The organism is Rheinheimera sp., assembly GCF_036782235.1.
In the GTDB taxonomy this organism is placed as follows: Bacteria; Pseudomonadota; Gammaproteobacteria; order Enterobacterales; family Alteromonadaceae; genus Pararheinheimera.
Window position 1 is genome coordinate 281402 of record NZ_DAIPZL010000004.1, and the last position, 14458, is coordinate 295859.

At 49.2% G+C, this 14458-nt stretch carries 13 protein-coding genes; 3 read left to right on the forward strand and 10 right to left on the reverse strand.

What is annotated here, in order from left to right:
- Positions 1–221: hypothetical protein (locus V7P87_RS06995; RefSeq protein WP_333796798.1), on the forward strand; the 221-nt coding region annotated here is incomplete at its 5' end.
- Positions 222–288: 67 nt separating this feature from the next.
- Here the strand turns inward: V7P87_RS06995 and V7P87_RS07000 are convergent.
- From V7P87_RS07000 to V7P87_RS07040, 9 genes are all read right to left on the reverse strand, one after another.
- Positions 289–702 (reverse strand): hypothetical protein, encoded by a 414-nt coding sequence (locus V7P87_RS07000; RefSeq protein WP_333796799.1) that lies wholly within the window; start codon positions 700–702, stop codon positions 289–291.
- 116 nt (positions 703–818) lie between these two features.
- Entirely contained in the window at positions 819–1412 is a 594-nt protein-coding gene (locus V7P87_RS07005) for a nucleoside deaminase (protein WP_296294379.1), read from the reverse strand.
- A gap of 229 nt (positions 1413–1641) precedes the next feature.
- The gene (locus tag V7P87_RS07010; protein WP_333796800.1) at positions 1642–2154 is read right to left on the reverse strand and encodes a DUF1993 domain-containing protein; all 513 of its coding nucleotides are present in this window, start codon (positions 2152–2154) and stop codon (positions 1642–1644) included.
- Positions 2155–2414: 260 nt separating this feature from the next.
- Complete coding sequence (locus tag V7P87_RS07015; protein WP_296294383.1) at positions 2415–2831, reverse strand: DUF1801 domain-containing protein; 417 nt, start codon at positions 2829–2831, stop codon at positions 2415–2417.
- A 103-nt stretch (positions 2832–2934) separates the two neighbouring features.
- Entirely contained in the window at positions 2935–3738 is an 804-nt protein-coding gene (locus tag V7P87_RS07020; RefSeq protein ID WP_333796801.1) for a hypothetical protein, read from the reverse strand.
- 109 nt (positions 3739–3847) lie between these two features.
- The gene (locus V7P87_RS07025) at positions 3848–4297 is read right to left on the reverse strand and encodes a hypothetical protein (RefSeq protein ID WP_333796802.1); all 450 of its coding nucleotides are present in this window, start codon (positions 4295–4297) and stop codon (positions 3848–3850) included.
- A gap of 630 nt (positions 4298–4927) precedes the next feature.
- Complete coding sequence (locus V7P87_RS07030; protein WP_333796803.1) at positions 4928–5911, reverse strand: ion channel; 984 nt, start codon at positions 5909–5911, stop codon at positions 4928–4930.
- Between the two features lie 181 nt (positions 5912–6092).
- Positions 6093–8048, reverse strand: a complete 1956-nt coding sequence (locus tag V7P87_RS07035; protein WP_333796804.1) for a S9 family peptidase — start codon at positions 8046–8048, stop codon at positions 6093–6095.
- Positions 8049–8157: 109 nt separating this feature from the next.
- Positions 8158–9405: an MDR family MFS transporter gene (locus tag V7P87_RS07040; RefSeq protein ID WP_333796805.1), complete on the reverse strand. Its 1248-nt coding sequence runs from the start codon at positions 9403–9405 to the stop codon at positions 8158–8160.
- Positions 9406–9850: 445 nt separating this feature from the next.
- Between V7P87_RS07040 and V7P87_RS07045 the strand changes: the two genes are divergently transcribed.
- Positions 9851–12457, forward strand: a complete 2607-nt coding sequence (locus V7P87_RS07045) for a TonB-dependent receptor (protein ID WP_333796806.1) — start codon at positions 9851–9853, stop codon at positions 12455–12457.
- A 35-nt stretch (positions 12458–12492) separates the two neighbouring features.
- Here V7P87_RS07045 and V7P87_RS07050 read toward each other — a convergent pair whose 3' ends face one another.
- On the reverse strand, positions 12493–12948 hold the full coding sequence (locus V7P87_RS07050; protein ID WP_333796807.1) for an Lrp/AsnC family transcriptional regulator: 456 nt from the start codon (positions 12946–12948) through the stop codon (positions 12493–12495).
- A gap of 138 nt (positions 12949–13086) precedes the next feature.
- On the opposite strand from V7P87_RS07050, the gene yjeH reads away from it, so the two are divergent.
- The gene (yjeH, locus tag V7P87_RS07055; RefSeq protein ID WP_333796808.1) at positions 13087–14373 is read left to right on the forward strand and encodes an L-methionine/branched-chain amino acid transporter; all 1287 of its coding nucleotides are present in this window, start codon (positions 13087–13089) and stop codon (positions 14371–14373) included.
- The last annotated feature ends 85 nt before the right edge of the window (positions 14374–14458 follow it).

A 14458-nucleotide genomic window follows, 5' to 3' on the forward strand; every position in this document is an offset into this window, starting at 1 on the left:
CCGCAGCTTTGCTGTGCAAAATGGCTCTCCTGCCATTTTGTGGACAGCTTCAGCTGGTCCCGCAGGGTGAATTCGGGCTCTCAAGACGCAAACAATTTTGCGTCTTGCCGAATGAACGCATGAGCCTCTGGCGATTGCCGGGTGAAAACGGATCTAAGCAAGCCAACGATTTGGCTTGCGCCGTTTTCACGCCTTTTGCTTTGCAAAAGGCCGGACTGTGAAAAACAAAGGCCGGTTTCCCGGCCTGTTCAGCGCTGGCAGCTCAACATCATCTGCCCAGACCCGCTGTTATTTTGTTTCAGCTTTAATCATCTTGATATTGCTGACCACATCTTTATCAAAAGACAATTCAATCGCTTTTGGCGCCTGTGGATACTGGGCTAACAAAGCCGGTAATGCCGGGTAAGTTTGCTGCAATTTAGACAGGTCATAACTCCAGACTTCTTTTTGCTGTTTTAAGGTTTTGCTGACCGGTTCACCCAGTTTTTCCAGCACATAGCTGCTACTGGTTTTACCCTGAGTTAAACCTAACGCAGACTGCACAGCACTGTCATAAGCCGCGTCTTTGGCACTGTCGGCACTTTGTTTTACCGAATCTGTCACGCTGCCTTTTACTGAATCTGTGGCTGCTTTTAACCAGTCTGCCTGCACTGCAGCTGACGCCAATACCAGGGTGGTGATTAAAGCGAATTTCAATTTCATGATGGGTTCTTTCCTTTGCTCATCAACATCAAACCGGCAGAGTGCATCCCTTGCCGGGCGGCGCGCATGATAAAGCAAAAAAGCACTGAACAAAACCCAAAACTGCAACAAGCTGTTCACTTATTGCCGTCACGGCCGTTATAAATGCGGCCACCTGAACTGGCATATAAATCCAGCACAGCTTTGGCCTCAGGCTGCATAAAACCCCGCACCACCTCGATGCCGGCGTTTTGCAGATATTGATAAGACTCGGCAAAAACCGGCCCTTCGTCAAAACCTATAGCCCGGGCGTCGGCCGCAGTACCGGCACACACCAGCCGGTTCACGCCACTCCAGAGCACAGCGCCCAGACACATGGCGCAGGGTTCACAAGAGGTAAAAAGTTCACGGCCGGCGTCGGAGGCCAGGGTAAAAGTGCCAAGCCGTTGTTCTGCCAGCATAATGGCCACGGTTTCGCCATGTAAGGTGGAATTATTCAGCGGTAAAACTCTGTTCACGCCAACGGCCAGTAACAGATGGCTGTTGCGGTCAAAAATGGCAGTACCAAAAGGGCCGCCGGTTTGCTTTAACACATTTTGCCGCGAAAGCTCTATCGCCAGCGCCATTTTGGCCTGGTCGTCGGAGTAAGGTTGTTGCCAGTTCACAACTTGTGCCACCCAGTCGGGCAGTTTCACCAGCGCCTGTTGCGCCGGCGCAGACCATGGCTGCATCTCAAAGCTCCTTTGTCAGCTTGCTGAAGTTAAATCTAGCGGCAAGGCTGCGGGCAAACAAGCGCAGGATCAGAGCTTTTTTTAGCCAGAACAGCAAGATACAAAAGCAATAGCGAAAAAAACGGGGCCAACAGGCCCCGGATGATTCACTTTTATCAGCCATTGATGCTGATAAGGCGTTCGTTTTTATAAGGCTCAGCTTTTATATGGCGTTAGCTCTTATAAGGCATTAGTTTTTATAAGGCATTGGGCCCAGATAGTCTTTTTTACCTACATCCACACCGTTGTGGCGCAAAATGGCGTAAGCGGTGGTGATATGGAAATAAATATTCGGGATGGCATGCTGCACCGCAAACTCAAAACCTGTCAGGTATTTACCTTCCCAGCGCGGCTGGCTGATCTGACGTTCGGCCGCCTCGGCAAAATCGGCCGGCGTAAAAGTTTTTAAATAAGCCAGAGTTTCGGCAATACGGGTTTTTAACTCAGGCAAAGAGCTTTCAGTGTCGGCATGTTTAGGCGCACTGTCGGCCACACCAGCCAGACGGGCAACACCTAACTTGGCGGTGTCACAGGCAATTTGCACCTGACGGATAAAGTTAAACTGGTCCGGCGCTAAACGGGCGTTGAGTAACACCGACACATCATATTTTTTCGCACTGGCCGCCTGTTCTGCTTTATCCAGAATGGCATCGAGGTTGTTCAGCATTTTGCTAAATTGCACTACGGTCAAATCATAAAGCATGGTGATTTCCTAATCGGCTTAAGGGCAAGCTCTGAGATGGGGGGCTTGGCAGTGGAATTCAACAGCAGGTTGGTTTTATCCGGACAGGATATGGGCGCCTTGTTGTTTTTGATGTTGCCGCAATAGATTTGCCAGATACCTGCGAGGCGGCGCCGGCTCATACCACTATCACAGCAAGTTGATTTTCTGCTTTTAGCAGAGACTCGCCCACGCCAGCGTATGCAGCAGGTCAGGGATTAAGCGGAGGATGAGGCGTGGTTTCAGCCATACCTGGCTTTGAGCTGCGCCAGCGAGCCGATAACCAACTGCGCGAGGACTGTCATATCAATGTCTGCGAGCCTCTTTATGTACAGACAAGACTTGCCCATCTTGTGTTTGCCAAGCCGTTTTAACAACGCCTCTTGCTCAGCACCTTCCGCAATAAGATAAACAACCAACTCCTTACCCCGGATTGCAAAGCCGGTTCTGCACATTTCACCTGTTCTGCCACTCTCGTAGCTGTAGCGGTAGAGACCATACCCGACAATGCTGGGCCCCCACATCTGAGGCTGCTCCTGGGTCACCCCTGTTAATAAAGCCATCAGGCTATAACAGTCGGCCTGCTGCTCTGCATTCGCCCGTGAGCCGATGTATGCATCGATGCTTGCATCGGTTGGCCTGGTTTTAAGTTCAGCCATAACAGCAGGCTCCTATAGTGGTTGTGACGCCTAACGCACGCCTAAACGGCGAGCAACTTGTTGCGAGTCCAGCGGCCGCAGGCCGCGTTGTTTAAGGCGCTTGTTAAGTTGTATTTCCCGATACAAGACCACCACCAGTTGTATAAATATGAGCCTGAACTTCGGAATCTTTAAGTTCAATAGGATCAACATCTTTTACTACTTCGAAATATTTTGCGGCAAGTTGTTTTGACAAATTTTTATCTAATGCATAAACGCTAGATGACTTACTTTTAGTAATCGTAATAAGCCCGTAACGAGATAATTCTTCGTAATACTCTGTTACCTCGTATGGCATAAGACCATGTTGATTCTTTAATGATTCAACATTCCGATTGAAAAACACTGCAAGATACTTAGCAACGTTTCCGTTGAAATTTTGTACTATATCTGATTTTTGTTTGTTCTTTAACCTCTTAAATTTTAACTTAACGAAAGCAGTAACAAACCAATTCAGAAGTAAAACCTTTGAATTAATATCATGTTTTTTGAACCCAACACCTTTTGAGATTATTTTTTTTATCTCGTGATGGTTTCGATAAACGCCATTCTCTTCAATACATTTATTAAGAATAATTGCTTCGTCGTCGGAAAGGCATTCAACAGTTTTAATCGATGAAAAAATACGACGCAAATATTTAGATGCACGTAATATCCAGCGACACATAATTAGCAAAACTTTTGCTAAGACATAATACACGGCACTATATAAAACAAATAAAATCAATATCTTAGTTAGTATTGGCAGTTCAATAGCTATAGGGAGAGACACCGAAAGCATACTCGCGACTAGCACGAAAATTGCTCCAATCGCTTTATTGGCAGTCCAATCCAAACTCAGGATTTCTTTTATGTCCGATAATTTCAAAGAAACGACCTTGTAAACTTAACGCTTTGCTAATTGGCTGCCGCAGCGTAGCGTAGGCAGTCCAGTGGAGGCCACGCTTTTTGTGGCCGGAACGAAATTAAGCAATTTGTTATATTTCACTTAATAAACCATTGTTTGTATAAAAATTTTCAATTTGAACCAAATCGCCAAACTTATAAAAAATTGAGCGTGCAATTTGGTCTTTGCAACTGTATCTAGCACCAATGCTTAAAGCCAAACCTTCAGCTTTTGCAGCGATAATATGACTTGAGTAATGCTCTATCGACTCCGACATATTTGAAAGGAAATTATGAGCAATGAACTGACCATCCTTTTCGATAGTTAGTTCGATATCAGTAACACTACAGTTATTGCTATCAAGTATAGGGACGCCAAAACGTAGATTGACCGATTGCTCACGATTTTCTTTAATACCCATCTGAGTAACAAGTACACCAAAGCCTCTTAATTCAGATAGGGTAATTTCCTTAACATCGGACTGAGCAGTACTATGAAATGCGATAACAAACAGTAAAAGCCCTACAAGTAGTTTACGCACAAATCCTCCGTGAAATATAACAATTTAATAGAAGGCGGAGCGCTCGCAAGACGAACATTTTTCTGCCTTCTTTGATGATTTTTACTCATATCAAGCTAAATCCTAAGTTACTATTTTTCAACTTATTTTTCCAAATTCGAGAAATACTAAATTCACAAAACCCATACTCCTTGTACGCAAGTTGTGCAGAAAAAAACTCATAACGAAATGCTGATTATTTACTCAGTTGCTATTTGATGAGTTCGTCGGGATAGGCTGGCGCAAATACAAGAAGCCTTTATTAGCTTTTGACACATCAGAAAAACCAAATCACCAAGCCAGCGCTTTTGCTCCCCGTTTAGTGAGCCGTTGTTTTGGCCGGTTTTGAGGTTTTAAGACGCCAACTGTTTGAGCGGGGTGACGCTAGCACCCCGCGAGTTTTGGCGGCGCCTCAAAATCGAGTCAAAACTACGGGCTTTCGAACGATCCCGGGGTCGTTTTTTATGTCACTTTTTGTCGACACAAAAAGTGACTCGCCCGCGGGGGCGAGACCCCGCATTTGCGCCATGCCGCTGGCATCAAGAAGAACCAACAAAGCCAGATGCTTAGGCACAAAACCAGCAACCTCAGCTGCAAGCTGAAAACCAGCCCCTATCTGGTCATCTTCTTCACAAACACCACCACAAACAGCGCTATGGTAAAACTGCCGGTAAAAGCTTCCACTGCAGCCACCAGCCGCGACAAACCCACAGGGGTAATATCGCCGTAGCCCAGGGTGGTAAAGGTCACCACCGAATAATACAAACAGGTGCCAAATAGCTGCAGTTGCTCAAGCCAGGACGCTTGCGGATTAAACTGCAGCAACTGGCCTGCTGTTGTCACCCCCAGAAAAAAATAGGCAATAGCACAACAAAAAATCAGCAATAACGAAAACAACACCACCCGGATGGGCTCTTCGCCATATCCACAAAACACATCGATCAGCTTGGACAAAAAGCGCTTTTGACTGAATTTAGGGTACTGAAAACGCCGCATCCGCAGCTCTTGCTGGATATACAACCCCGACAACACAAACAAACCTTCGTGTTCGGCGGCTTTACGTAAGTCGCGGTAAATCTCTTCCGATTGTTCAAAATAATCTCGCGCCAGTGCCAGATCACCGGCTTTGACCGCCTGTTGTGCTATGGCTTCCTGCCGTAGCGTTTTACCAAGTTGCATATTTTCCAGCCGGGCACCGGCCCATTTTACGCCAAGCAAATTGGCCTGCTCAGCCTTGACCCAATGCACATTGGCATCGCGCAAGTCGGCCTTCATTAAATTGGCCTGGGTTAAATTTACTTTGTATAAATGGGCACCCTGCAAGTTGGCTCTATATAAGTCGCAAAAACTTAAATCAAAACCACTCTGGCCCGGCGCCGCCGCTAAATTCAGCCCAGCCAACTGAGCTCTTTTTAGCGCTAAACCCCGCATTTGCCCGCCAGCACGGGCATATTGCTCCAGCGCGGTTTTGTCTTCGGCTTTGTCTTTACAAATAGTGGGATCGTGCCAATAACACAGGCCGGAAGGGCCGGCCGGTGCGTGGCAACAATGCTGAGGGTCGTCTTCCTGATAACAGCAGCGAAGTTCGGCTGACATAAAAATTAGCTGCGCTGAGAACTGAAGGTTCAACAAGTGTAGTCAGGGCTTAGCCAGAATTCCGCGTCAGGGCAACAACAGCTTTTTACCCGCAAAAACCACAAAGCCACACGCCAGGCCGCTGCCAATAAAAATGCCAGTCAATTGACTGGCATTTTGCAAGATGAAAGCTGTTTGCTGTTTACAGATGTTTTTGCAGGAAGCTTAAATAAGCCTGTTGCGCCGTGATGCGGTTGGCTTTTTTAACAAAACCATGGCCTTCGTCCGGAAATAACACATATTCCACCGGCACACCGTTTTTCTTGATAGCAGCCACCATTTCATCACTTTCTACCTGCAGCACCCGTGGGTCATTGGCGCCTTGCACCACCAGCACAGGTTTTTTCACTTTATCACCGTGAAACACAGGCGAAATGCGTTTTAAGCGTTCGGCGTCTTTGGCCGGGTCGCCCAGTTCGGCATATAAAGATTCGCGGAATGACTCCCACCAAGGCGGAATACTTTCCAGCGTGCGCAGCCAGTTGGTGACACCAAAAATATTAATGCCCACTTTAAATTCGTCGGTAAAGGCCATGGCCGCCATGGTTAAATAACCGCCATAACTGCCGCCCATCACACCAATACGCTCGCCGGCCACCCAGTTCAGCGACTGCAGATATTTTTTACCAAATACAATGTCCTGCAGATCGTCTTCACCATGTTTTAAGTCATCCAGATGGTAAAAGGTTTTGCCATAACCGCTGGAACCGCGGTTATTCACCGACAGTACGGCATAACCCTGATTCACCAGATGCTGAATAGTCGGGTTGTAACCGGTGCGGGACTGGCCGCCCGGGCCACCGTGGATCCAAATCAGCGCCGGCACTTTGGCCGTGTCGCTGGCTTGTTTTGGTTTGTATAACAATGCCGGAATTTGCAGACCGTCAAAACTGGCGTAGCGTACCACTTCACTCATCACCAAGTTGTTTTCGTCAATAGCAGCGTCTAAGGCCTGGGTCAGGCGTTTGGCTTGTGGCTCACCCACTTTCCAGACATATAAATTGGACGGGCTGTTGTCGGCATTGACATAAAAACTCAGGTACTGGCTGTCTTTGGAAAAATTAATGCCGCGCAAATCACCCACCGGCAACGGCGGTAACTTCAGCTCTTGTCCTGTGTTCTGGTCGATGATCTGAATTTTGGTGGACGCATCGGCATTCACCCCAACCACTTTGTATTTATTGTCTTTGCTAAAATCGATAAAACTGACGTCCCAGTCAGCTTGCTGATACAAACTGCTGCTGTTGGCGGCAATGTCATACTGCTGGGCCTGACTGAACTCAGAATTTTGATCTGAACCATAAATCAGTGTTTTGCTGTCACGGCTAAAACCATGGATCTGGAAAGTGATATTGCCTTCATGCGGCGTGATATGTAGTGGCTTTTGCTCTTTGCTCTGTAAATCAATGATATACAAGTTATTATCGGCATTGGTGCGTTCTTTGCTGAGCGCCAGATAACGGCCATCCGGGCTCACCGCATTCACAGTTAAACCGTCGTTATTCTGATATACCAAAGTGCGCTGATAGGTTTTAGCATCGTATTTATATAAATCAAAAAACTTCGGGTCACGTTCATTACTGGCCACCCAAAAAGCGTCGGTGCCATGCCAGTCCAGGAACATCGCTTTAAGTTTGTCGCCCGGCGTCAGATCGGTCACTGTGCCGTCCTCTGCCAATACGTATAAATGGTGCAGCTCGTTGCCGCCCTGATCTGCGGTGTAAAGCACCCTGTCATCTTGCGGGAACCAGTCCACCGGCATGATGGCGTCTGTGGTGGATTTAGTCAGCGCTTGCCAGCTGCTGCCATCCAGGCTGACACGGTACAGGTTAAATACACCAGTTTCGTCTGATGCCACCAATAACGACTGACCGTTATGGTTCATTTTGTTGCCCATATAAGATTTGGTGGCGTAAAACTGCTCTGCCGTATAAGAAGGCAAAGCGGCAGCGACCGTTGTTTTGCTGCTGTCTGCCACTGCAGCCGGCACTTGGGCTTGCAGTTGCTCCGGCGCTTTATTACAGGCAACCAGCAAACTCAGGCTGGCAACCGCCAGCAGCAAGGTGGGTTTACGGATGCTTCCATGGTGATATTTCATATTGATTCCTTCTGAAATCGTGTGCATAACATAACAAATGCAGCCACTACAACCCGACTGCCCGGACAAATCCCAACCTCAATCTATGGGAAATCTGGCGAAAATTCAATCAGCTATCTGTGGGTTTGCTGCTCAGAAACTGATGAAAATCCGGTCGGCTTAACCGGCCGCTGATGCGGTAACAAAACACCACCACAATACAAAGCACAAAACTGCCAAAATACAGCGCAGGGCCCCCCAGCCAATCCAGCACCAGGCCACCAATCAGCGGCGACAAAGAAAAACCTATGGCATATAAACTGGCGGCACCGAAATAACTGCCTCTGAGCGCAGGCGGCGCCAGCTGATCCAGATGCACGTTCATATTGGCAAATAAAATGGCTTCACCCAGGCTTAACACCAAAGTGGCACCCAGCCAGCCCCAGTACCATAAAATAGGGTTCAGCGCATACCACAACTGAGACAGCGCCAGCAGCACAATGCCCAGATAAATACGTTTCACCACGGGCCAGCCCGACAGCAGCCGCAATAACGGAAACTGACAACTGACAATCACCAGCGAGTTCAGAATGCCAAGCGCGGCAATCAGGCTTACCAGCTCGGGAAAGTTAGCGCGGGTCAGATATTGGATCAGACTGGAATCGGCATGAGCATAAATAAAATTGATCAGAATATTGGCCACTATCACCAGCAAAAACAGCTGGTCCAGCCGCAGGATTTGTAACGTCAGCTTTAAATTCAGCTCTCTGGGGTGGTGCGGACGCTGTGGTTGTGGCGTAAAACGGTATAACCACAAAATACCAGAGCCCAAACAAGCATAAGAAAAGGCCGTCAGAAAAAAGGCGTGCTGATTACCGCTGACACCGGCCCAGATGCCAAACAAGGGCCCTATAGCGGCACCGGCATTAACCATAAAATACAAACCCTGCAGCGCCAGCTCGCGATCTTTGCTGTCGGGCAACAAATCACCAAGCCAAGCTTTACTGGGTGAGTCCCACAAAGCCCGCGGCAAGGTCGATAAAAAAATACAGCCAATCACCGCCATTTTGCTTTGTGCCAGTGCAAAAGCACTAAAAGCCAGCACCCCCACCAGTGCTGCCACCAGCAACACAGGTTTGCGGCCAAATTTGTCCGATAAATAACCGGCATAAAAGCCACTGAGCACTGCCAGCAAAGCAGCGCAGGTCAGCCAGAGCCCCACTTCAGCGGCAGACAATTGAAACTTGCGGTACAGTAATACCGCAATAAAAGGCCACACCATGTAATAACTGCCGCGGACAAAAAAATTGCCAAACAACAACATCCAGACCGGGCCCGGCAGGTTTTTTAACCGCGCAAAACTGACAAGATCCGACACCTGCGCTCCTTTAACGGCCGGCATGGCCAGCATCAGATTCCGGGTTCAGGCGCTGCCCCCACCCGGTTTAATAAAACGGCAAGTCGCCGCAATCCAGGTTGCCCCAGCACCTTGGTCATCAGCCGCTACTGTGGAAAATTCAGTGTGTATTCTGCTTCAGACTGATTATTCCGGTTAGTGCACAAACTAACAGTTGAATTGATGAAATATCCGGCAGTATCGCCATTTTATCTGTGGCGGCACAACATAAATCCCTTTGATTTTTATTATTTAATTGCCGATTTCTGTAACAAAACCTGACTGGCTATCAGAAATTAACTGATGCTTACAAAAAAACATCAATTTTTTGCACGACCTGCTTCAGAAAAACAAAATTTGTACTATAAATGAATGGCCGCCTCCGGGCGCAAAACAATAAAAATACCAGGTGAATAAAAGGATTGTTATGAACACTACCCAACATAAACTCAGTTATTGTGCGCTAACCGTGGCTGCTGTGCTGTGCAGCTCACAAGCATTGGCCCAGCAATCTCAAGCCGCGGCAAAAGAAGACAAATCCGTAGAACGGATGCAAATCACTGGTTCACATATTAAAAGAACCGATATTGAAGGAGCCTTACCGGTCACCATTATCGACCGCAATATGATTGATAAATCAGGCTTTGATAATCTGCAGCAACTGCTGGAGCGTTTACCTGTCACAGGCGCCGGTACTTTTTCAACCCGGGGTAACAGCCAGGACTCCACCGCCAACGGTGCAGCAGCCATTAGTTTGCGTGGTTTTGGTGCGGACGCCACTCTGGTGCTGATCAACGGCCGCCGTGTTGCCACCAGCGCCTTTGCTGAAGGCATAGTGAACTCTTTTGTTGATATCAACAGTATTCCGGTAGCCGCTATTGAGCGTATTGATATCCTCAAAGACGGTGCTTCCGCCATTTATGGTTCGGACGCTGTGGCAGGTGTTGTCAATATTGTGCTGCGTAAAGATTACACCGGCACTGAAGTTTCGCTGGGCTACGGTGCCACTACAGGTCCAAGCTACGATGAAAAAACCTTTAGTTCGGTCTGGGGGACGGGTGACGATAAGAGCAACGCCACCTTAATTCTGGATTATTTTAACAACAGCCAAATCGACAACTCAGAACTGGGCCGCTTTGGTACCTCTAACCAAAAACCTTATGGTGGTCAGGACTTCCGCTCGTCCCGCGGTTATCCGGGCCGTTTTATTGTCGACGGTGTGACATTACGTGACCCGGGTTGCCCGGCAGGCAGTATTGCCGGCCAGACCTGTGTTTATGACTATGGCCCGCATTCTATTGCTGTCCCTGCCGCTGAGCGTTTGGGTGCCATTCTGACCATGAGCCGCGAGTTAGCCAACGACGTTGAAATTTTCTCAGAAATGGCCGTACAACATAACACTTCAACCGCTGGGGGCGCCGCCACGCCACTGGATGAAGGCGCAGGTCTAACAGTACCGGCCAGCCATCCGAACAACCCATGGAAAAAAGACATTAAAATTGGCCGTTACCGCACTGTAGATGCCGGCAACAGACGCTGGGATATTACCTCTGACACACTGCGGTTATTGGCCGGGCTGCGCGGTAATATTAATAACTGGGAATGGGAAGCCGCAGCGCAAAAAGGCCGCAGTGCCGCCACCCAAACCGGTGAGCGGGACCAGGGCTGGGTACGCACTGATTTCCTGCAAAACGAAATTAACGCCGGCCGTTACAACCCCTTTGGTGGCGTGCAAAATCCGCAGTCGGTGATTGATGCTATTACCACCAGCTTGGTGCGTCGTGGTAAATCTCACCTGACCTCGGTGGACGGTCATATCAGCGGTGAACTGATGCAAATCACCCACGGCGCTATTGGCCTGGCAGCAGGTGTGGAATATCGCAAAGAAGACGCCCGCGACACGCCGGATGACCAATTCTCCCGCGGACTGATTTTTGGAACTGAGTCGGTATCATCAGCGGCAGGCCGTTCGCAAAAAGCAGCTTATATTGAGCTGTCGGTGCCGGTGCTGGAAAACCTCGAGCTGCAACTGGCCGAACGTTATGACCATTACAGCGACTTTGGCGGCACAGCCAATCCAAAAGTGGCCTTCCACTACACACCGTCTGACACAGTGACAGTTCGCGGCTCCTGGAGCCAGGGTTTCCGTGCACCTTCATTGGCGCAGATTGGCCTTGGCCCGTCCCAGGAATCGCAATTTTTTGTTGATACCTTTTTATGCCCAACCAACAATCCGGCCAACCCGGCTTGTGCCTCCACTGACTACACCATTATTTTTGCCGGTAACCCGAACCTGAAAGCCGAAGAATCGGAAAGCTGGAACCTGGGTTTAGTCTGGCAGGTGAATGATGCACTGGATTTCAGTGTGGACTTATGGAGCATTACACAAGACAACAAAATTGATGAAGTGCCTTTTGGTGAGGTGTATCAGGCCGAATGTCGTAAACAAAACAGCACTATCTGTGTACGCTTTGCGCCACTGCCAGGCCAGACTTTAGGTACCCTGGACCGTATTAACAACGGTTATTTTAACGTCAGCTCACAAGAAGCCAGTGGTCTGGATTTATCTGCCAACTACAAACTGGATCTGGCACAAAACGGTGTCGTCAAACTGAATCTGGAATGGACTTATCTGGACAAATTTGAAAAAGACAACCGTTCTTATGCCGGTGAATACCGTTATCCACAATACCGCTGGGTGGCAGGGGCCGACTGGAACCTGAACGACTGGGGTGTGGCAGGTTCGTTATCTTATATTGGCGAATTTGAAGATACACCGGATATCGATTTTGACGGTACCCTGGACTTTGATACCAAAACATCAAGAATGGTTGATTCTCAACTGACTGTCGACACCCAGCTGTATTACAACTGGGACGCCAGCACCAAACTGATGCTGGGTGTCAGCAACCTGCTGGATGAAGAACCGCCATTTGCTGCCGGCGACGGTGATAGCGACTTGTATGGTTATGTCACCAGCATTTACAGCCCACGCGGCCGTTATGTGTATGCCAAGGTCAGCTACAAGTTCTGATAAGCACAAATCCGGCTGGGCAGGTGCACACCTGCTCAGCTGTTTATTATATCCCCGTCTTTATTAATCCACTCACTGAGCACCATATGGGTGGTGATACGCACCACTGCAGGTTCAGCATCCAGCAACTCACGGATCTGATGTAACCGGGCCACAGAGGGCGCCTGCACAAATACCATTAAATCGGTTTCGCCACTGATGCCATGGCAACGGCGGATCTCAGGAATTTGCTGTAATTTGGGGATAATGTCGGCACAACGCGCGCTGTTATGTTCAATGGCAAAATAAGCAGATACCAAAGCACCGGCGGCAGGCTGTAACAACACCTGATAACCGCGGATCACGCCACTTTGTTCCAGCCGTTTTAACCGCTCTGACACAGCACTACGCGATAAATGAATGCTGCTGGCTATTGCTGACACACTCTGGCGTGCATCCTGCTGTAATGCCGCTATGATCTGCTGGTCAAACTTATCTAAACCGGTGTGCATACTCAGTCTCCTGCCGCTTGAGGCAATAAAGTTATTTTGCCGGTGAAAACAACGTTTTGCCGTCTGGTTCCGTCATCTTGTTGGCGCGCGCTAAGTTATCATATTGGCCTTCAGAACAGAGGATGGCATCACCACAGCATGCAAAAAAATTCTTCCCGCACCACCCCCAAACAGCAAGGCATTGGCCTATGGCAGGGAGCTGCCTTATTGGCCACCACATTATTGGGCACAGGGGTCTTTATTCTGCCGCAGCTCAGCATTCAGTTTGCCGGCGCCAGCGCTTTGCCAGCCTGGCTGCTGCTGACGTTATTGTCCGTACCTATCACCATTGTTTTTGCCAAATTAGCCAGTGTGTTACCCCACGCCGCAGGCCCGGCCCATTTTGTCGCCGAAGCCTTTGGCACCCTGGCCGGCCGGCTGACCGGATTGTTGTTTATGCTGGTGGTGCCACTTGGGGCTTCGGCCGCCATGATGATGACGTTTTCTTTTGTTGCGCCCTGGCTGGGGACACATATGGCGCTGCCGGTTGAACTTGGGTTATTGCTGTTGTTGTGGCTATTAAACCGCCGTGGTTTTCAGCTATCCGCCAGGCTGCAGCTGGCATTAACCTTAGCCATAGTGGCGGTGGTGCTGCTGATGCTGGCCGGTTTTGTGTATGTCACACCATCCTCAGCCCAGCCATTGCAGATGTGGCCGCAACAAACCCAGCTGGCTGGCTTTTCGGCGGCGCTTGCTATTGGCTTCTGGAGTTTTTTGGGGGTAGAAGCCATGACGCATTTAGTCCAGGATTTTCGCGACCCGAAACGGCATTTATTGCCGGCTTTGCTGCTGGGGTTATTGCTGGTGGGGCTGATTTACCTTGGCTGCAGTTATTTATTGCTGGTGCTGGCCGCTCCGGGTGAAAACCTCAGCATGGCGCAGGGTTTTGACCGGCTGTTTGGCGCAGGGGGCGCCTTGCTGATTGGAGTTTTGGGTTTGTGCAGTGGTCTTGCCACCGTCAATGTCTATACCGCCAGTGTGGCCAGGCTGTGCCAGAGTTTTAGCGCCGCAGGTGTACTGCCGGCCCTGTTAGCGCCGCTGAATCGTTATCAGATGCCGCAGCGCGCCTTAAGTTTTATGTTAAGCCTGATGGCGTTGGTGCTGTTGGGCTCAGCCTGGTTTGGCGCAGGTCTAGAAGATTTAATAGGTTGGGTGAACGGTGTTTTTGTGCTGATTTATCTCGGCAGTATGGCAGCGGCTTTACGTTTATTGTCACGCCGCTACCGGCCACTGGCCTGGATCAGCCTTGTTGTCTGCGCCGCAGTGGCCTGGATCTTAGGACTGGCGATGTTATACGCGCTGCTGATTGTGCTGCTGGGCTGGCCGCTGCTGTATTGGCAGCAACAATGGCAACAACGCCGGTTGCAGGCAGAAATACCACCATAACAGCAGCTGCGGCAGGGTCAGCTTGTTAGCCGCTGAGCCGGGCTTAATCTGCCAATAAAAAAGGAGCTGATTACAGCTCCTTTTT